This is a genomic window from Rhodothermales bacterium, from assembly GCA_013002345.1.
Classification (GTDB): domain Bacteria; phylum Bacteroidota; class Rhodothermia; order Rhodothermales; family JABDKH01; genus JABDKH01.
The window spans coordinates 20178-38458 of record JABDKH010000141.1 but is presented as its reverse complement, the minus strand read 5'-3'; the positions used below and the strand labels follow the sequence as shown (position 1 = coordinate 38458).

Annotated in this window: 18 protein-coding genes; 14 read left to right on the top strand and 4 right to left on the bottom strand. The window is 58.1% G+C overall.

Features of this window, described 5'->3' with window-relative positions:
* Positions 1-943 (top strand): o-succinylbenzoate synthase (gene menC / locus HKN37_07215; protein ID NNE46433.1); only part of this gene is annotated, 943 nt, incomplete at its 5' end.
* On the top strand, positions 940-2409 hold the full coding sequence (gene menE, locus HKN37_07210; GenBank protein ID NNE46432.1) for an o-succinylbenzoate--CoA ligase: 1470 nt from the start codon (positions 940-942) through the stop codon (positions 2407-2409). The genes menC and menE, both read left to right, overlap by 4 nt.
* 88 nt (positions 2410-2497) lie before the next feature.
* Here menE and HKN37_07205 read toward each other — a convergent pair whose 3' ends face one another.
* The 3 genes from HKN37_07205 to HKN37_07195 all read right to left on the bottom strand — a co-directional run bounded on the left by HKN37_07205 (position 2498) and on the right by HKN37_07195 (position 4483).
* Complete coding sequence (locus tag HKN37_07205; protein ID NNE46431.1) at positions 2498-3652, bottom strand: SpoIIE family protein phosphatase; 1155 nt, start codon at positions 3650-3652, stop codon at positions 2498-2500.
* On the bottom strand, positions 3631-4083 hold the full coding sequence (locus tag HKN37_07200) for an ATP-binding protein (GenBank protein NNE46430.1): 453 nt from the start codon (positions 4081-4083) through the stop codon (positions 3631-3633). The genes HKN37_07205 and HKN37_07200 overlap by 22 nt, the downstream gene beginning before the upstream one ends.
* A 61-nt stretch (positions 4084-4144) precedes the next feature.
* The gene (locus tag HKN37_07195) at positions 4145-4483 is read right to left on the bottom strand and encodes an STAS domain-containing protein (protein NNE46429.1); all 339 of its coding nucleotides are present in this window, start codon (positions 4481-4483) and stop codon (positions 4145-4147) included.
* A gap of 243 nt (positions 4484-4726) precedes the next feature.
* Here HKN37_07195 and HKN37_07190 point away from each other — a divergent pair, with 243 nt between their 5' ends.
* The 12 genes from HKN37_07190 to HKN37_07135 all read left to right on the top strand — a co-directional run bounded on the left by HKN37_07190 (position 4727) and on the right by HKN37_07135 (position 17747).
* Entirely contained in the window at positions 4727-5440 is a 714-nt protein-coding gene (locus tag HKN37_07190; GenBank protein ID NNE46428.1) for a hypothetical protein, read from the top strand.
* Positions 5434-6024: an LPS export ABC transporter periplasmic protein LptC gene (gene lptC, locus HKN37_07185; protein NNE46427.1), complete on the top strand. Its 591-nt coding sequence runs from the start codon at positions 5434-5436 to the stop codon at positions 6022-6024. Before HKN37_07190 ends, lptC begins: the two co-directional genes overlap by 7 nt.
* Entirely contained in the window at positions 6011-7873 is a 1863-nt protein-coding gene (locus tag HKN37_07180) for an organic solvent tolerance protein OstA (GenBank protein NNE46426.1), read from the top strand. The genes lptC and HKN37_07180 overlap by 14 nt, the downstream gene beginning before the upstream one ends.
* 124 nt (positions 7874-7997) lie before the next feature.
* On the top strand, positions 7998-8810 hold the full coding sequence (gene lptB / locus HKN37_07175; GenBank protein ID NNE46425.1) for an LPS export ABC transporter ATP-binding protein: 813 nt from the start codon (positions 7998-8000) through the stop codon (positions 8808-8810).
* Between the two features lie 72 nt (positions 8811-8882).
* Positions 8883-10154: a tyrosine--tRNA ligase gene (locus HKN37_07170; protein ID NNE46424.1), complete on the top strand. Its 1272-nt coding sequence runs from the start codon at positions 8883-8885 to the stop codon at positions 10152-10154.
* Between the two features lie 49 nt (positions 10155-10203).
* Positions 10204-11238, top strand: a complete 1035-nt coding sequence (aroF, locus tag HKN37_07165) for a 3-deoxy-7-phosphoheptulonate synthase (GenBank protein ID NNE46423.1) — start codon at positions 10204-10206, stop codon at positions 11236-11238.
* Between the two features lie 90 nt (positions 11239-11328).
* Entirely contained in the window at positions 11329-13161 is a 1833-nt protein-coding gene (gene glmS / locus HKN37_07160; protein NNE46422.1) for a glutamine--fructose-6-phosphate transaminase (isomerizing), read from the top strand.
* A 69-nt stretch (positions 13162-13230) separates the two neighbouring features.
* Complete coding sequence (gene prfA / locus HKN37_07155) at positions 13231-14313, top strand: peptide chain release factor 1 (protein NNE46421.1); 1083 nt, start codon at positions 13231-13233, stop codon at positions 14311-14313.
* 144 nt (positions 14314-14457) lie between these two features.
* The gene (rpsF, locus tag HKN37_07150; GenBank protein NNE46420.1) at positions 14458-14826 is read left to right on the top strand and encodes a 30S ribosomal protein S6; all 369 of its coding nucleotides are present in this window, start codon (positions 14458-14460) and stop codon (positions 14824-14826) included.
* 30 nt (positions 14827-14856) lie between these two features.
* A complete protein-coding gene (locus HKN37_07145) occupies positions 14857-15078 on the top strand; it encodes a 30S ribosomal protein S18 (GenBank protein NNE46419.1) in 222 nt (73 codons plus the stop codon).
* A 55-nt stretch (positions 15079-15133) separates the two neighbouring features.
* Positions 15134-15592 (top strand): 50S ribosomal protein L9, encoded by a 459-nt coding sequence (locus tag HKN37_07140; GenBank protein ID NNE46418.1) that lies wholly within the window; start codon positions 15134-15136, stop codon positions 15590-15592.
* A gap of 97 nt (positions 15593-15689) precedes the next feature.
* Positions 15690-17747: a cytochrome C biogenesis protein gene (locus tag HKN37_07135; protein ID NNE46417.1), complete on the top strand. Its 2058-nt coding sequence runs from the start codon at positions 15690-15692 to the stop codon at positions 17745-17747.
* A gap of 71 nt (positions 17748-17818) precedes the next feature.
* Here the strand turns inward: HKN37_07135 and HKN37_07130 are convergent, their stop codons facing one another.
* Positions 17819-18274 carry a universal stress protein gene (locus HKN37_07130; GenBank protein NNE46416.1) on the bottom strand — a complete coding sequence of 152 codons (456 nt, stop codon included), beginning with the start codon at positions 18272-18274 and terminating at the stop codon, positions 17819-17821.
* Between the last annotated feature and the right edge of the window lie 7 nt (positions 18275-18281).

Here is an 18281-nt window from a genome sequence, read left to right as displayed (position 1 = left end):
TGGTAGGACGGGTTGGGGAGAGGCAGCGCCGCTCGAAAGCTTCAGCACTGAATCGCTCGATGAGGTGGAGGCCGCTGCAAGATCGCTGGTACGAAGTGTGGGACGCCATCACGAGACGAGTTCGATCGACGACGACGTCCCGGCGGCACTCCACCACCTTGCAGCGGGGTTGCCGTCTCTGGAGTTCGCTCTGGATACCGCCGTTGAGTCCCTCACTTCGGTCGACCTCGACCCGAACGCGCGGGTTTACACGACCGGGCTTCTACAGGGAGAGCGGGCGCAGGTGCTCAGACAGGCGAAGTCTCTTGTCGACCGCGGTTTTGTCTCCATGAAACTGAAGGTTGGCCGGGGCTCCGTCGACGACGATATCGGACTTGTAACATCGGTGCGGGAATTGACCGGGACGCGGGTCAAGATCCGGATCGACGCAAACCGGGCATGGACCTGGTCGGATGCTGTTCGTTTTGCGAGTGGCATCGAGTCGGCGGACGTCGAGTTTGTAGAAGAACCGCTGGCCGATCCTGCACGCAGCAGGCAACTCGCAAAGGAAACCGGCCTCGCAATCGCGTTCGACGAGACGATCAGGGACTGGGATGCCGTGTCGGTGTTCGAACTTCCTGACTTCATCGCGGCGCTCGTGTTGAAGCCGACTATTCTAGGTCGTCGTACCCGGCAACTCGTGGAAGCGGGACGTGCCGCAGGGGTTAAGATTGTGATGAGTTCGTGTTATGAGAGCGGAGTGGGTACGGCTGCGGTGGCGCGGGCGCTGCCAGGACCCGGGACAGTTCGTGAAGCAGTTGGTATTGGGACTCACGCGTGGTTGACACGCGATTCCCTTGCCGCGCCTGTCGATTTCGACCGTCCCTTTCTCTCATTCGGCGAGATCTCAGGTCCGGCTATTCGTCCCTCTGAGGATTTGCTGCAACCGATCGAGATCCAATGAACGTCCCCATCCGCCCGGCCAGGGTTCCTCTCATTTGTCCGACGACTTCTGCGGCAGCGCAATTCGGTTCAGCCGAAGCCATTGCTGCAGACACGGGTTCGATATCCTTTGCGGAACTCGACGTCCGAGTCCGTGCTGCGGCCCGCAATCTTGTGTCGGTTGGTGTTGCCAAGGAAGATCGTATTGGCGTGCTGGCGCATAATGGACTGGAAACGGTGGTTGTGATTCTGGCTTTGATCCGTCTCGGCGCGGTGTGTGTGCCGATATCCACGCGCCTGCCTCTGGAAGTGCTGGGCTCAACCATGGCGACCGTCGGATCGCGACTAGTGCTCTTCGGTCCACAAACCGTGCTCGAACCACGGCGAATCGATCTTGACGGTATGGCGGCATATCCGTTGAGTGAGATCACGAAGGACATGGGCGCTCGAGAGCTGATGGCCGAAGTCGATTTCGATCCTGCCCGACCCTGCATCGCCGTGTTCACATCCGGCAGCAGCTCCTGTCCGAAGGCTGCCGCTCTCACCTACGCCAACCTGTACTACTCTGCGCTCGGGTCGAGCAGGAATCTCCCGCTCGTGACCGGCGATCGCTGGTTGTTGTCGCTGCCACTTTATCATGTCGGTGGGCTCGGAATTCTGTTGCGTTGTCTGCTGGGTGGCGCGACCATGGTTATTCCAGACCGCGAAAGTACGCTGAGCGATTCGATGGCCGGTACGCACGTCACCCACATCTCAGTGGTGCCCACTCAGATGCAGCAAATGCTTCGTGAGGGCGTCCGGCTAGATGGCCTCAAGGCGATCCTGGCCGGCGGAGGCCCGGTCCCACCGGACCTGGAAGAGGCGTTCGTGTGTGCGGGCGCGCCGCTGCATGTTTCGTACGGCTTGACCGAAATGGGTTCGCAGGTTTGCGCAACGACCGGCGGTGAACACGTTCTTGAGTCCGGTCACTGCGGCCGCGTGCTCCCGTTCAGATCGGTCCGAATCGATGAAAGTGGAGAGTTGCTTGTACGAGGAGAGACGCTCTTCGCGGGCTACTTCGTTGATGGTGATCTGGAGCCCGCACCATCCGTTGACGGCTGGTTTTCGACCGGCGACACAGGTCGGTTCACAGCCCGTCGTCAACTGATTGTGGAAGGACGACGAGACAATATGTTCATATCTGGCGGAGAGAACATTCAGCCGGAGGAAATCGAGCGCGCACTTTGCAGTTTTGACGAGATCGAACGATCAGTCGTGGTAGACATACCTGATGCAGAATTCGGCGCCCGACCTGTCGCGTTTCTTGAGTTTGCAGATCACGAGTTGTCGATCGACGAAGTCAGACTCCGCCTTGTGCCTCTGCTCCCACGCTTCAAGCATCCCGTCGCCGTGCACGTCTTTCCCGACGGTGCGGAAGGGGAGTTGTCGAAGCCCAGCCGTCATTTGCTCCGGGAGATCGCGCTGAGTCGACGCTCTCATAGCGGATAGATCGCAACGCTCCGGGATTCCGCGTGCGAAGTGTGAGAGGGCTGCCGTCCGGTTCTCAAACCGGCTGAGTGGCCACGCGTCGCCGAGTCTACTTCACGTCTGCAGCGAAAGGGGAGAACCAGTCAATTTCCAGCGGCTCGCGCTGAAGCCAGAGAACCAGAATGTCATCGCCGAATTCGTCTTCTTCCGAGCGATTCAGAACATCGTCCAGCATCGCGTCGATAGGGGCGTCCCGGCCATAGGCTCTCATCGAGGCATCAACGATGCCCTGCTCTCCGGCGATCTGTCCACTCTGGAGAACCTGTTCAGTCAATCCATCCGTATAGGCGATGAGCGCAGAGTCTGCGGGTAGTTCGACTTCGGTATCCTTGAACTCGGCGTTGCGATCGAGTCCCAGAATCATATCGCTGTATTCGACGATCTCCGGGCCATCTGGAGTGATGAGCAACGGCCGACAGTGTCCGGCATTCGCATACGTCAGCCGATGCGCCTCCGGCTCCCATCGAACGAGCAGCAGCGATGCGAAGGTCTCCTGCATGGGCGGGTCATCCATCAATACGTGATTGACACGCGTCATGATTTCCGCAGGAGATTGTGTCGTCCGGAGCATGGCGTGGATAGTACTGCGGACGTAGCCGAGGAAGCTGAAGGCATAGAACTTGGCCTGCAATCCTTTGCCCATGACGTCGCCGATCGTCAGAAAGTATGTTCCGGGCGCTGCTTCCATCCAGTCGAAAAGGTCGCCGCCGCCGTGCTCCCTCGGGTTGTTATGGAAGAAGACGGAGTAGTTCGGTACCTGGGGCAGGCTCTTCGGCATCAAACGCTGTGAGAAGTCTTGCCCGATCTTTGCGTCGAGCTGCGTCTGAAACATCTTCGTCCGTTCAAGAAGTCTCTGTACGCGGATGAGCAATTGCTCAATGTCGAACGGCTTCGTGATGTAGTCGTCGACACCGGTTCGCATCCCCTTCAGCCTGCTCTGCTCGTCGGCCTTCGCCGTAAGAAAGATGAAGGGTATCGCCTTCGTTTCGTGCTGACTCTGAACGGCGCTTTGTAACGCGAACCCGTCCATCTTCGGCATCATGATATCCGAGATGATCAGGTCAGGAATGTTCTCCGCGATTTGTTCGAGCGCTTCTTCTCCGTTCGCCGCGGTGCGGACGTCGTAGAGCTTACTGAGGCGGTATTCCAACAGCCTTCGAAGCGTATGCTCGTCTTCAACGACTAGAATGGAATGTTCAGCCATGGATCCGCTTCGGAATGGACGGAGAAGCGAAGACGGTAGATACCGCCTTCCGTTTTTTCGTAGGAGAGTTCCGACGTGCAGGCACTCAACATGAGCAGGCCCATACCGCGCTCCGGCAGGGGGCTGAGTCCGTTAGACCGCTGCTCGAGGATGGAGTCGAGGTCGAAACCATCCGAGTTGTCTTCAAACACGCACTCGATCTTGTTACCGTTCGGCCACACATCCACGTCGACTTCCGGCTTCCGGTTGTCGAAGGACGCATGCTGAACGAGATTTGCCGCCCATTCGTGGGCGGCAAGCTTCGCCCGGTAAAACGTGTCCTCGTCCAGGCACGCGTACCCACCACTATCACCGCAAAGCTGGTCAAAGATCTGATGCACACCCGCTACGAGAGTGCTCAGTTCGCAAAACCGTTGTTTTACAGATTCCATAACGCCGTCAACGTCGTGACAGGGTCATCGGGTGGGTAGTGGTGGCGAACTCAGGGACCTTTTACAACAGGGCTTCTTCGGCAGCCTCGACGGACGGGAACTGTCTGAATACCTTGTAGGTGCGTGTAAGCTGGACGACGACCTGTACCGGCCGTGATACCGCCGCAAAGACCACCTGGCCTTCCAGCGGAGAAACCTGGCGATAAAGGGAGAAAATCGATCCGAGCCCTGTCGAATCCAGAATTCCCGTCTCTGAGAAATCCAGAATGAAGTTGCGGGCTCCGGAACGTACCTGCGTCTGACAGGTCGACTTGAACTCGGCGGCATTCCGGAAATCGAGCGCCTTGCCGATCCGTACAATAACAGTCTCCTGATTGCAGGGCTCCACCGTGAAACTCATGGTTGTGACTTGCATGGCCTAAATACTTCTTGATAGTGAACGCGGCATTTGCGCGTAGTATCGGCGCGGGGTAGGGAAACTAAAGGCACAGAAATCGGCCTAATCAGGTGGAAGGCCCCGCTTTTTGGCCGGTGGGAACGGTCGTTTGCGGGCCGCGATTCGGACCCATAATAAGCGTTAGGATCATTACTTTTCAAAACCGGCCGACGATTCTTTGTCGGCCGCTGAAGAGAAGGTCTCGTCGTGACTGATGCATCAACAGAAATAGTCGTTCACAATCGCGTCGATCGGGTCGTACTCGGTATCGTCCGCGCGCGCGGTATCGTGACCGGATATCAGGACGATATGTTTGACGACTCACTGTCTGACCTGATCTCGGAACGCGCGGACGGTGTCACTGGCGAGCTCGAAAACGTACGAGCCGAATCTCGAAACATGCTTCGGAACGGGACCTACAAACCTACCGGACGCGGCAAACCTGCCAGCGAATACTTGCTGCGAGCTGCGAGCCAACCCGATTCCTTCCCGCGCGTAAACTGGCCGGTCGATATCTGCAATTTCATCAGCCTCAAATACATTCTGCCGATTTCGATCTGGGATCTTGATGCGGCGAGCGCAGAAGTTTTCGTGTTTCGCCTGGGGCTGCCCGGAGAGGATTATGTCTTCAACACCGCCGGACAGGAGATCGGCCTTTGTGACCTGGTGGTAGGCTGTGCGGTTCGTGGCGCGGATGACGAGAATGGAATCCCCATCGTGAACCCGATCAAGGATAGCATGGCGACGAAAACGAGCCCGTCGACGACCGACGTCGCGGCGAGTATATACGCGCCTGCAAGTCTGGACGAGTCCGTTGTCCGGAATGCTTGCGATGAATTCGCCGAATGGCTCGGACGTTCCGACGACGATGCGGTCACGGCTGTCACCGTCGTCTGCCCCGGCGAGAGGAGATCATGTTAGAGCGGACCGAACATACCATGGCGTCGTTGCGGGGATCTGCTATCCTCGCGGCCGTTCTGTTTGCGACACTGTCGGGATGTGAACGTCGGAGCCCGGAGATGACTGCGCCCCGGGAAGCGGATCTTGCCGAACAGCCAGCCCATGAGAGTTGGGGTACCGAGTTCTACGTGAGTGAAGAGGCCGTACCGCTTGTTGTGATTACGGCGCCATATACTCGCCAATATGACTACAAAGACAGCACACTCACGGTGTTGTCTGCCACAGAAGCCGAAAGGGTTGTCGCAACCGTGTTCGATGACGATGGTCGGAAGTCGTCCACGGTGACTGCCGATGAAATACGTTATGTGGAGCAGAGTCGACGCTTCGAAGCCTACGGTGCAGTCGTCGTGCTGGCGGAGTCCGGCAAGCGGTTGGAGACGGAACACCTCAACTGGGATGAGGAGTCGGACATGATTCGGGCTCCAGGATTTGCACGCATCTACACGCCCGATGAGAACATTCAGGGGTATGAACTCGAGGCCACCGAGAACTTGTCGTCATACAGTCTAGCGAGCGTGACCGGTCAGGTATATGTCGACGAATAGGCTGAACTACCCTGGAGGACGAGGAATCGGGAGCGTCGCGAGCGTCATCCTGCTATTTCAGATGATCTCGGCACCCACGGCATTCGCTCAGGACGAAGGGGATCGGGAGGCGAAGCGTGTCGAACTGAGTGCGAGCTTTGCGACGGGCCGTGAGATTGACGGTGAGCCCGTCCGGATGTTGATCGGGGATGTTCGGCTCAATCAGGACCTTACGGTGCTTCTGGCCGACCGCGCCACGCAGTACACGAATCGTAACGAGATTCTCTTCGAGGGCAACGTGCTGATCTTCGAGCGCGGAGATACGTTGCGCTCCGATGCAGTTCTTTATGATCGCGTCACCAAAGTCGGTCGGGCCACCGGAAACGTTAGGCTGACGGACGGGGAGGTGAGGGTGACTGCGCCGTCAGCAACATATTACACATCCGAAAAACGCACTACGTTTAACGACGGCGTTTCGCTCGTGGACAGCGCTTCTGTGTTGACCAGTCGCACGGGCACCTACTGGTCGGAGCGGAAGCGTGCGGAATTTGCGGGGAGCGTCGTGCTCGATGGGGATGATACCGACGTGCGTGCCGACTCGCTAACCTACCTTCGCGAAACTGAGGTGTCGATTGCCTCCGGAAATGTCTACGTGGAATCGTATGAGACCGATGGTACGGGGCCGGATATCGATACGACATCCGTAACTATTGTCGTCGGCGACTGGGCTTTCACGGACGATCCGGCCGGCGTCCGCCGTATCAGGGAGAACGTGTTGTTGTTTCAGGTTCGGCACGATTCCACGGAGACAGACACGTTGCTCATCAGCAGCGACGCGCTGGAGTCGACCAGGACCGATTCGACGGAGTCTATGTCAGCGGCGGGGAGTGTGTTGATCTGGAATCCGGAGACGTCTGCCGTTGGGGATTCCGTTTCATCCCGAAGCGACAATCTGTTGTCTGTACGCCGCGAGACGATCGAAATCTTCGGAAATCCGATCGCATGGTTTGGTACCTCGCAGGTGAGCGGAGACAGCTTGATCATCGATTCGACGGACGGCTCGATCGATACCCTCAGGGTCCAGGAGAACACCATACTCGCCGACCGAGACAGCGTGCTCGACCGTATTCATCAGGTGAGTGGCCGGAATCTCCTGGGCCTCTTCTTCGAGGGCGGTCGCAGGGAGATGATTGTGGGTCCGAATGCCGAATCGATCTACTACCTGCGGAAGGACAACAGACCGGATGGAGCGGTTCGGACATCAGCCGACCGAATTGTTTTCGAGCTTCAGGACGACGACCTGAAGAGGATCCGTGTCGAGGACGGGGTGGAAGGGACGTACTATCCGGAGGAGTTGTTACCGGCGGACATGGAGCTCGCAGGGTTCCGGTGGGTACCTGAGCGGCGGCCGGATCGCGAGGCTCTGCTCGCAAATCCACGCCTTCAGGTTGAGGATATCCCGACGGCATCTTCACTCGCCGACCGTAACCGTACGCCGACCGTGCCAGAGATCGTACCTGCAGTCGACGAACCTCCGGCGACGGACGTAGCGCCGGAGCCGCCGATATCTGTTGTTAAGAGTCAGTGGGTTCCTGGAACGATTGACACATCGCGACGCGGCTATACAATTGTCGTGGCGTCTCGATCTTCGGTCAAGGAGGCCCTCGACATTGCCCGCTCGACAGCGTCTGGAATCGATCTCTCAGAGTATCCGGTTGACATCCTCAAAGCGCTTGTAGACAGCAGGTTCGCTTACCGGGTGTGTGTCGGAGCCTTCGCAAATCGGTCGGCGGCAAATCAGGCCTTGCGACGCCTCAGCGGCGCTGTCCCCGCGGATAGCTGGATTCTGGCCATTTCACCAGACATGTAACGGGATCGGGCGCGATGTCCCGCTGGCCCGGTTTCTCTTGAGCGGGTGAACGTCGTATGTTGAGGCGGCCCATTACGAAACATCGGGAAGTCGCCGGAATGCGGCGTGATCACTTCCTAAAGTCATGACAGATCCCAGACTTTACTACCCCGGCGACCTTCTGCCGAAAGAAGCTCAGGAAACGCTCGCCGACGCTGACCCCGGGATCGAACTCGTCGCTGCCGGTGTCACGAAGAAGTACAAACGGAAGGTGGTCGTCGACGCGGTGAGCCTGTCCGTGCGGCAGGGAGAAATCGTTGGTCTTCTTGGACCAAATGGTGCAGGGAAGACGACGACGTTCTACATGATTGTCGGCCTCGTGCGACCGAACGGTGGTCGGATACTGCTGGATGGCGAGGATATCACGAACCTGCCTATGTACAAGAGGGCGCGGCGGGGCATCGGGTATCTTGCGCAGGAGGCGTCCATCTTTACGCATCTGAGCGTGGAAGACAATCTCAACGCGGTGCTCGAATACCAGAAGCTGACGCGTCAGACGCGCAAGGATCGCGTCGACGAGCTTATCTCTGAGTTCAGACTCGAAAAGGTGAGGGACTCCAAAGGATACACCCTGTCCGGAGGTGAGCGACGTCGAACGGAGATCGCCCGCGCCATGGTTACGCGACCCAAGTTTTTTCTTCTGGACGAGCCGTTTGCCGGAGTGGACCCGATCGCGGTTGAGGACATCCAGGAGATCGTCGCGGGCCTGAAGCACCGCGGAATAGGGGTCCTGATAACGGATCACAATGTGCACGAGACGCTCGCGATCACCGATCGCGCGTACCTGCTCTACGAAGGCCGGGTTCTGAAACAGGGATCGGCTGAGTCGCTGGCTGCGGATCCGGAGGTACGGAAGCGGTACCTCGGGGAGAAGTTCTCGCTGGAACGTTATCAATGATCTTGCGTCAATGACGGCCGTTCGCAGATCGGCGAACAGAGCGACGTTGCGAAGCACCGGTGGACACCTGCTATGAATGTTTTCGATGAGTTGAGATGGAGGGGCATCGTGTACGACGCGACGCCCGATGCGGAGGAGGCACTCGGTACCGAGAGCCTCAAGGTGTACGTGGGCTTTGATCCGACGGCCGACAGTCTTCACGTGGGTTCTCTGCTTCCGCTGATGGGTCTCGCCCGCCTGCAGCGTGCCGGCCATACACCCATTGCCATCGTAGGTGGCGGTACCGGAATGATTGGCGATCCCAGCGGCAAGAGCCAGGAGCGGATACTGCTGGATCAGGAGCAGGTAGAACGGAATGTCGAAGGGCTGCGAACCCAGATCGCGCGCTTCCTCGACTTTGAGAGACCCGACAATCCCGCAATGCTCGTTAATAATGCGGACTGGCTGGCCAGTATCTCGCTGGTAGATTTCCTTCGCGACACCGGGAAGTACTTCACGGTGAACTACATGATGGCGAAGGAGTCTGTGAAGCGCCGCCTTGACTCCGAAGATGGTCTTTCGTTCACGGAGTTCTCCTACATGCTCTTGCAGGCTCATGACTTCCTGGTCCTTTATGACCGGTATGGCTGCAAGATGCAGATGGGTGGAAGCGACCAGTGGGGCAACATCCTCGCCGGCGCGGATCTTGTGCGACGTCTCCGATCTGATCGTGTTCACGGTATTGTGTTTCCGCTGGTTGTGACGGCCGGCGGAACGAAGTTCGGCAAGACGGAGGAGGGCACCATCTGGCTCGATTCCGCACGCACGTCACCCTACAAGTTCTATCAGTTCTGGCTAAACACGGACGACCGCGACGTACTACCATACCTGCGGTTTTTCACCTGGCTCGGAGAAGAGGAGATCAGCGCGCTCGAGACGGAGTTGCTCGAGAATCCTGGGAATCGCTCGGCGCAGATCAGACTCGCCGAGGAAGTGACTCGCGTCGTGCACGGTTCCGAGGAGCTGGAGAAGGCGCAGGCGGCGTCCAGCGTTCTATTTGGTGGCGAGGTTTCGGCGATGCGCGCCGCCGATCTGATGGAAGTGTTTGAGGATGTCCCGTCGACTGAGATGGAGAGAGCCGTCTTCGATGAGTCGGGGATCGATATCGTGCAACTCATATCGGACGCCGGACTGGTCGCGTCTCGCGGAGAAGCGCGCCGTCTCGTCAGAGGCGGTGGAATCAATGTGAACAACCGTCGTATCAAAGACGAGAATCATCGTGTTTCTCTGGACGATGCGATCGAGCAGCGCATCCTGGTACTCCGTCGCGGCCAGAAGACCTATCGGCTCGTGAAGATCGTCTAGAACGAGACCCGCCGGATTTTGCGGTTCGCCTAATCAGTTGAGGCAAGACATGGTTGTTGTAATGGAGGTCGGAGCGGAGGAGTCGCAGGTTGAGGCTGTGATCCAGAATCTCAACGATTTCGGCTTTGACGTGCATCGCTCCAGTGGTGTCAACCAGACTGTTCTTGGTGCGATCGGCGTGAAGCAGGCTTTCGATACCCGCCGGATCGAGATTCTGGACGGTGTGGCTGCCGTCTATCGTGTGACCGAGCCCTACAAGTTCGCAAGCCGGTCATGGAAGAAAGAAAACACGGCGTTCGACGTGGCCGGGGTCCTGGTCGGGGGAGACGGGATTGTCGTCATGGCCGGTCCCTGCTCGGTAGAAAGTGAGGAGCAGATTCAACAGGCGGCTGCGGCTGTCGCCGGGTCCGGTGCCACGTTCCTCCGCGGGGGTGCGTACAAGCCTCGATCTTCACCGTACTCGTTTCAAGGTCTTGGACTTGAAGGTCTCCGAATGCTCCGGGAAGCGGCTGACGCCCACGGGCTACGAGTCATTACCGAGGTCATGGAAATCAGTCAGATCGAGACAGTAGTGTCCTACGCACACGTCATACAGGTCGGTGCGCGCAACATGCAGAACTTCTCGCTGCTGAAGGAGCTGGGCGCCGCGGAATGTCCGGTGTTTCTGAAGCGAGGTCTTTCGGCCACTGTAGAAGAGTGGCTGATGAGTGCGGAGTACCTGATGGCACATGGCAACTCTCACGTGATGCTGTGTGAACGCGGCATCCGTACGTTTGAGACGTCCACCCGCAATACCCTCGACCTTTCGGCAGTGCCGGTTCTGAAGTCCAAGAGCCATCTGCCCGTGTTTGTGGATCCCAGTCACGCGACCGGCCTGCGAAACAAAGTGATTCCGATGGCCAGAGCGGCCGTGGCGGCTGGCGCAGACGGCCTGATGATCGAGGTCCACCCCGACCCACCGGCAGCACTCAGCGATGGACCACAGTCGTTGTTTGTAGATCAGTTCGCTGATCTCATGGTCCAGATTACAGCCATTGCGGCCGTGATTGGGCGGTCGATCGCTCCAAATCGAATCGTGGCATGAATTCTGATTAGTAGAAGTATCGCTCTGATTAAGGTCGATATCAGGGGTCCGATCCCTGAATTGTCAGTAATTCTACTATTGTGAGACTCTATGTGTGGTATTGTCGGATACATCGGTGAAAAGTACGCAGCCGGGATACTCGTTGATGGCCTCAAGCGACTCGAGTACCGCGGTTATGATTCGGCCGGCGTCGCACTTGTCAATGGTGAGCTCGAGGTCCTGAAGAAGGAGGGCAAGGTGGATGCGCTGGACCAGCTGGTCAAACAAAGAAAGCCGGCGGGCACGATTGGCATCGGACACACTCGCTGGGCCACGCATGGTGCGCCCAACGATGCAAATGCGCATCCGCATGTCAGCAAGTCGGGTGATTTCGCTCTGGTTCATAACGGGATCATCGAGAACTACGATACCATCCGGGAGCGTCTTATCTCCCGCGGGTACGAGTTCTTCAGTGACACCGACACCGAGGTGCTGGCAAACCTGATTGACGACGTTCGCAAGTCAACCGGTCTGCCACTGCCCGAAGCGATCCGGCAGGCCCTCACGCAGGTTGTCGGGACGTACGGAATCGCGATCGTGTCGCGGAACGATCCCGACATGCTGATCGCGGCCCGAAAGGGGAGCCCGCTGATTCTAGGAGTCGGGGAAGGGGAGTACTTCCTGGGATCGGATGCCGCGCCGCTTGTGGAGCACACGCGAAAGGTAGTCTATCTCAATGATGGTGAGATGGTTGTCATCCGAAGGGAGGGATTCGAGGTGCGATCCATCGACAACGTACCCCTCGAGAAGGAGGTGCACGAGCTCGAGTGGGACCTGCATCAGATTGAAAAGCACGGCTTTGATCACTTCATGCTCAAGGAGATCATGGAGCAGCCCGATGCCCTGGAAGACTGTCTGAGGGGGCGCGTTCGTCTCGCCGAGAACGCGATCAAGCTCGGCGGTCTGGCTGACGTGTTCGACCAGCTCGTTAATGCAGACCGGATCATCATCGTCGCCTGTGGAACATCATGGCACTCCGGACTGGTCGGCGAGTATCTCATCGAGCAGTTTGCTCGCATTCCGGTTGAGGTGGAGTACGCCAGCGAGTTCCGGTACCGCAATCCGATCTTGCGACCGACGGATGTGGTCATCGCCATCTCTCAGAGCGGCGAAACAGCCGATACGCTTGCCGCAATTCGTGAAGCCCAGGAGCAGGGCAACCTTGCTATCGGCATCTCGAACGTAGTGGGAAGCACAATCGCCCGCGAAACGGCCGCCGGCGTGTACCTGCATGTGGGTCCGGAGATCGGAGTGGCGTCAACCAAGGCATTCAGTGCCCAGGTGTTGGTGCTGGCCATGCTCGCGCTCAAATTGGCAAAAGCGCGGAAGACGATTGAGGAGGAAGAGCTTTCAAAGTGTCTGCACGCGCTCGTGGCTATCCCGAACAAGGTTCGGGAGATCCTGAAGCAGGCCCCGATGATTGAGATCATCTCACGCGTGTACCGCTATGCGTCGAACTTCCTGTACCTGGGTCGCGGCTACAATTTCCCGGTGGCACTGGAAGGTGCGCTCAAGCTAAAGGAGATTTCGTACATCCATGCGGAAGGATACCCGGCCGCTGAGATGAAGCACGGTCCCATCGCGCTGATCGATCAGTTCATGCCGGTCGTGTTTATCGCCATGCACGACAGCACATACAGCAAGGTCGTGTCGAACATCGAGGAGGTCGCTGCTCGCGAGGGATCGGTCATAGCGATAACCGACAACGGAGACGACATCGAGCGTTTGTGCGAATACGTGATCCGCATTCCGGAGACGCACGAGTACCTGACGCCCCTTCTGACAGTCGTGCCGTTGCAGCTCCTCTCGTATTATGTGGCCGTAATGCGCGGCTGCCATGTGGATCAGCCCAGAAACCTTGCGAAGAGTGTGACGGTGGAATAGCGGGTTTCAGGAAGCCGAACCCATTCTCGGGCGTACAACCGTAGCTTTCCGGCCCGACCGCTAACCGTCATGATCAATCTAGATTCGCTAAAGCGCATAAAAGACCGGTATCAGGAAATCCAGGCCCTGATGTCAAGGTCGGAGGTCGCGACCGATGTAGCCCGCATGACCACTCTGGGGAGGGAGCATGTGGAGCTGAAGGAGGTTGTGGAGGCCATCGTTCACTACGAAGAGCTGCTGGCCGAGGAGCATGATCTCGACGAGATCATAGCGTCCGACGGGGACCCCGAATTGCTGGAACTGGCGCGCGACGAGCACGAGCAGATAACCGGGAAGATCGAGGAATTCGAGGCCGACCTGGCATTGATGCTGGTTCCGAAGGATCCACAGGATTCGAAGAATGCGATTGTCGAAATTCGTGCAGGGACCGGCGGAGACGAGGCAGCCCTTTTTGCCGGCGATTTGTTCCGGCTGTATAGCCGCTTCTGCGAGCAGAATGGCTGGAGGATGGAAGTCATGGCATCGTCTCACGGCGCCAAGGGTGGGTTCAAGGAGATTATTTTCGGTGTGAGCGGTTCGGATGCGTTCGGGAAGCTGAAGTTTGAAAGCGGTGTGCATCGTGTGCAGCGCGTACCGGCGACGGAGTCCAGCGGCCGCATTCATACGTCCGCAGCGACGGTCGCCGTCCTTCCTGAGGCAGAGGAAGTCGACATCAGTCTGGATCCAAACGAATTGAAGATCGACGTCTACCGATCGAGCGGTCCGGGCGGCCAGAGCGTGAATACGACGGACTCCGCTGTTCGGATAACCCACATACCGACGGGAGAGGTTGTTACCTGTCAGGATGAGAAGAGCCAGCACAAGAACAAGGACAAGGCGCTCAGGGTGCTGCGTTCGCGTCTGTACGAGCTGGAGCGCGAGAAGCTGGCGTCCGAGCGCAGTGAGGCGCGCCGGTCGATGGTCGGAAGTGGCGATCGGTCAGGAAAGATCCGAACCTACAACTGGCCGCAGGGACGAGTCACTGACCACCGCCTCGAGGGAGACCAGAAGAACCATGCTCTCGAAAGGGTGATTGAAGGAGACCTCAGCGAGATTATCAGGGCCCTGCGCACGGCCGATAGCGCCGAGCGAATGGCGAATCTGACCAAGTAGGACCGATCGGGGCCGTGTAGATTCGGCGAATCCATCGCGACGGTCTGCTCTTTCCGGGCGAAAGTACTATATTTCCGGGCTCGAAATCCCTGCTCCCGGGCCCATGCTCGGGGGCACTACTTTCACGTATCTGCCGGAGGGATCATGGCCGCACAGGTCAACACGTACGAATTCACGTACATCATCAACGCAGCTCTGAGCGACGATCAAATCAAGGACGTCGTGTCGCGCGTATCGAGTTTCGTCACCGACAATGGTGGTGAGATCATCGAGGTCGACGAGTGGGGTAGCCAGCGTCTTGCCTACCCGATCAACAAGAAGCGCAATGGCGCCTACGTCAACATGTATTTTCGGGCCCCTGGCGAGATGATCCAGCGGCTGGAGCGTACCCTCGAGATCAACGATTCAGTCCTGCGCTACCTGACCCTGAAGATGGACGCAAAGATGCTCCGTCACTTCGAGGGTAGAAAGGACCGTGCTGCAGCTCTGGAAGCGGCGGCAGTGGCAGAATAGGCACAACGTACTTAGAACGCGGTAATAGTGATGGCCAGACCACAGAGCAAAGAAAGATTTTCAGCACTCGATGCGGAGTACGTCGACTACAAAGATGTCGACCTCCTGAAGAGGTTTATTAACGAGCAAGGCAAGCTTTTGCCGCGTCGTATTACGGGCGTTTCGGCCAGGTTTCAGCGTCAGCTGACACGAGCCGCCAAGCGTGCGAGACACCTTGCGCTGGTCCCATACGTCGCCGACAACGTGAAGTAATCAGGTTCGGACTGATGGGCTGTCATGGCCCGCCGCACCTCCACAGTAGAACGCTATGAAAGTTATTCTGACGCAGGATGTCGACAATCTTGGCGAGCGCGGCGAGATTGTCTCTGTCAAACCTGGTTTTGGCCGGAACTATCTGATTCCGAAAGGGATGGCATTCGTCGCAACCGATTCGGTTGTTCGGCATCAGCAGGAACTCCGCAGGCAAGCCGCGCACAAGATCCTGAAGCAGAAGGAAGATGCCGAGGCACTGCGCGACCTGATCGAGAAGGAAGAAGTGGTCATGACGGCGCGAGCGGGCGAGGAGAACCGGATCTTCGGTACCATCACGGCACAGCAGATTGCTGCCGGATTGGCGGAGCGTGGAATCGAGATCGACCGGCGCAAGATCGAGTTGGACGAAGATATACGCACGCTGGGCGTCTTCACAGGCACCATTAAGCTGTATCACGACGTGGTGGCGAAGGTGAAGGTGAGAGTCGAGGCGGAAGAGACGCCCGAAGCCTGATCAGAAGTCCTTTTCCCGGCGGCACGCGCACGTTGTCAGGAGCAACAATTCAAAAGGGGTGGTCGTTAGTTGGACGTCCATCCCTTTTTATGTTTGTATGAAACCCATCCCACGCCACATTCGGTCGTTGCGATTGCCGCACGTCCCGATGCGCGTCGCTTTGCTCCTGCTGACGCTATGCGCTGTTGTACCCGTGGCGAATGGCCAGGGCGCTGATGTATACGTCCGGTGGTCAGCTGAGGCGGTTGAGGCGGATGCAGAGCCGGGCATCAATCTTCAGTTGTCGCTGAGGGCTGATATCACCGACGGCTGGAAGATGTACGCCATGGATTCACCGCGACCAAGCCGTGGCGTCGATATCACGGTGACAGATGCGCCGGCCGACGTAAAGGTTGTCGGGTCCGTGCGTCAGGCAGATCCCCGGCAGGCCTTCGATCCGAATTTCCAGATTGACGTCACCTACTTCGTTGGCACGGCAGACTTTGTCTTCGACCTCGATGTCGGGCCGGAAGTCGACAGGTCGTCAGCGATGCTCGGCGTTGATGTCCTCTTCCAGATATGCAACGACGCACTGGGCATCTGCCTGCCACCAACGACACGCCCATTGCGCATCAGACTCGATGGTTCACTGGTGCCTTCTGAGGACTGTCTGGCCGAGAACGGGGAAGCGACCGCTACGGAAGATTGCGAAGTGGGTGACCTTTCGCTCGGGTTCGCAGCTGGGATAGACGACCTGGAGCTTCCACGCAATGGAGATAGCGGGACCGTTTCGCCATCGTATTCGGATTCTCTCGTGGAAAGCCGCGCGGGCGGATTCTTCGCGTTTCTCTTACTCGCGATCGGTGCAGGCCTGGCGGCACTGCTGACTCCATGCGTCTTTCCCATGATTCCGCTGACCATCTCGTACTTCACGAGGCACTCGAAGCGCCGGTCCGAGGCCGTCCGAATGGCAACGACGTATGGCGTTGCCATCGTCGCAACGTTCACCGGCCTTGGTGTTCTGATGTCGTTGCTTGTGGGTGCCGCGGGTGCCCAGAGTATCGCGGCGAGTCCGTGGGTGAACCTGTTCATCGCCACCGTACTTGTGCTGTTTGCGTTGTCGCTGTTGGGCCTTTTTGAGCTTCGCCTTCCGACTGGTGTCGTCAACTTCTTCAATCGGCAGGGGACCTCCCGTTCCGGATACCTGGGTGTCCTGTTCATGGGATTCACCTTGACGTTGGTCTCTTTCTCCTGCACGGCACCGTTCGTCGGCGGACTGCTGGCTGCGACGGTAGGAGGGGAGTGGTTCTACCCGATTGTCGGGATGCTGGCATTCAGTGCGGCGTTCGCTTTTCCGTTTGTCTTTCTGGCGCTCTTTCCGAAGGCTCTTGATGCCCTGCCGCGGTCCGGGTCGTGGATGAACGTGTTCAAGGTGACACTGGGCTTCATCGAGCTGGCCGCCGCCATCAAGTTCCTTTCGAATGTTGATCTCGTCTGGGGATGGGACATCATCTCGAGACCGCTTGCGATTGCCGCGACGATAGTCATATTTGGAGTAGCAGGCCTGTACTTGCTAGGAAAGCTGTCACTGGGCCACGAGGAGCGACCTGCGTCGATAGGTGTCGGTCGACTCGTTTCGGCCGTTGCCTTCATGGCACTCGCGCTCTATATGCTGCCCGGTCTTTTCGGCGCTCCGCTCAACGCCATCGACGCATTCCTGCCTCCACGGCAGGTTACTGACATGAGTCTGTATTCCGCTTTTCCCGAGTCGATGGCTAGCCATGATGACCTGTGGATTACGGACGACATTGATGGCGCAATGAACGCTGCAGCGGCTGCTGGAAAGCCCCTGCTGATTGATTTCACGGGCTATACGTGTACTAACTGCCGGCAGATGGAGGCGAATGTGTTCACTCGCGCCGAGGTAACCGAGCGGTTCGAACGGGACTACGTCCTCTCGCGGTTATACACCGACGGACTCGACCACGGTGAGCGTTTTCAGAGATACCAACTCGGTTTGACAGGCACGGTCGCTCTTCCCACGTACGCGGTCGTCAATCCTGTAGGACGTCTGCTCGTGGCGAAAAAAAGTGGAGTGATGTCGCTTGACGATTTTGTGGCATTCCTCGATCGAGGCTCTCGCGACTACGTCGAGAATCATCTTGCAACGAGGTAGCGCCCGGTGATTCGGGAACGGTCGCCATGTCTGGCCGGCCCCGTTCGACGCAATCGGATCGACGTGCCGGATCAGTCAAACGGCATGAGCAGGACAGGAAGGGTGCTTTGCTCGACGACTTCGCGCGCAACATCGCCCATCAGGAAACGCTCGATACGTCCGTGCTGTCTTTTCCCGACGATGATCAGATCCACGTTGTGCTCGCGCGCGTCCTCGAGAATCATGGCGGCAGGGTAGCCGGTCTTCAGCGACGCATGTACCGGTCGCTCGAACCGTTGAGTCAGGAAGCTATCAAAGGCGGAGGCCTCAGCCTTTTCGAGCTCTTCCTGAAGCTCGGGGTCATAGAGCGCATACGAGGCCAGATCCCCGAGCCCGGTCATGGGATCGACACTTGTGAACGCAGACGTGGGCACCGGCGGTGCCACGTGGAGCACCCACAGTTCGGCATCGAGGCGTCCGATCAGCTCTGACACTGCACGTGTCACAGCCTCCGGTTCGGTCAGTTTGGCGGCAAATAGAACAACCATGTTAGTT

Bases quoted from the DNA above. Each gene is read 5' to 3' on its own strand.
- menE (NNE46432.1), top strand. From the start codon at position 940: ATGAACGTCCCCATCCGCCCGGCCAGGGTTCCTCTCATTTGTCCGACG.
- HKN37_07205 (NNE46431.1), bottom strand. From the start codon at position 3,652: ATGGCTGAACATTCCATTCTAGTCGTTGAAGACGAGCATACGCTTCGA.
- HKN37_07200 (NNE46430.1), bottom strand. From the start codon at position 4,083: ATGGAATCTGTAAAACAACGGTTTTGCGAACTGAGCACTCTCGTAGCG.
- HKN37_07195 (NNE46429.1), bottom strand. From the start codon at position 4,483: ATGAGTTTCACGGTGGAGCCCTGCAATCAGGAGACTGTTATTGTACGG.
- lptC (NNE46427.1), top strand. From the start codon at position 5,434: ATGTTAGAGCGGACCGAACATACCATGGCGTCGTTGCGGGGATCTGCT.
- HKN37_07180 (NNE46426.1), top strand. From the start codon at position 6,011: ATGTCGACGAATAGGCTGAACTACCCTGGAGGACGAGGAATCGGGAGC.
- lptB (NNE46425.1), top strand. From the start codon at position 7,998: ATGACAGATCCCAGACTTTACTACCCCGGCGACCTTCTGCCGAAAGAA.
- HKN37_07170 (NNE46424.1), top strand. From the start codon at position 8,883: ATGAATGTTTTCGATGAGTTGAGATGGAGGGGCATCGTGTACGACGCG.
- aroF (NNE46423.1), top strand. From the start codon at position 10,204: ATGGTTGTTGTAATGGAGGTCGGAGCGGAGGAGTCGCAGGTTGAGGCT.
- glmS (NNE46422.1), top strand. From the start codon at position 11,329: ATGTGTGGTATTGTCGGATACATCGGTGAAAAGTACGCAGCCGGGATA.
- prfA (NNE46421.1), top strand. From the start codon at position 13,231: ATGATCAATCTAGATTCGCTAAAGCGCATAAAAGACCGGTATCAGGAA.
- rpsF (NNE46420.1), top strand. From the start codon at position 14,458: ATGGCCGCACAGGTCAACACGTACGAATTCACGTACATCATCAACGCA.
- HKN37_07145 (NNE46419.1), top strand. From the start codon at position 14,857: ATGGCCAGACCACAGAGCAAAGAAAGATTTTCAGCACTCGATGCGGAG.
- HKN37_07140 (NNE46418.1), top strand. From the start codon at position 15,134: ATGAAAGTTATTCTGACGCAGGATGTCGACAATCTTGGCGAGCGCGGC.
- HKN37_07135 (NNE46417.1), top strand. From the start codon at position 15,690: ATGAAACCCATCCCACGCCACATTCGGTCGTTGCGATTGCCGCACGTC.
- HKN37_07130 (NNE46416.1), bottom strand. From the start codon at position 18,274: ATGGTTGTTCTATTTGCCGCCAAACTGACCGAACCGGAGGCTGTGACA.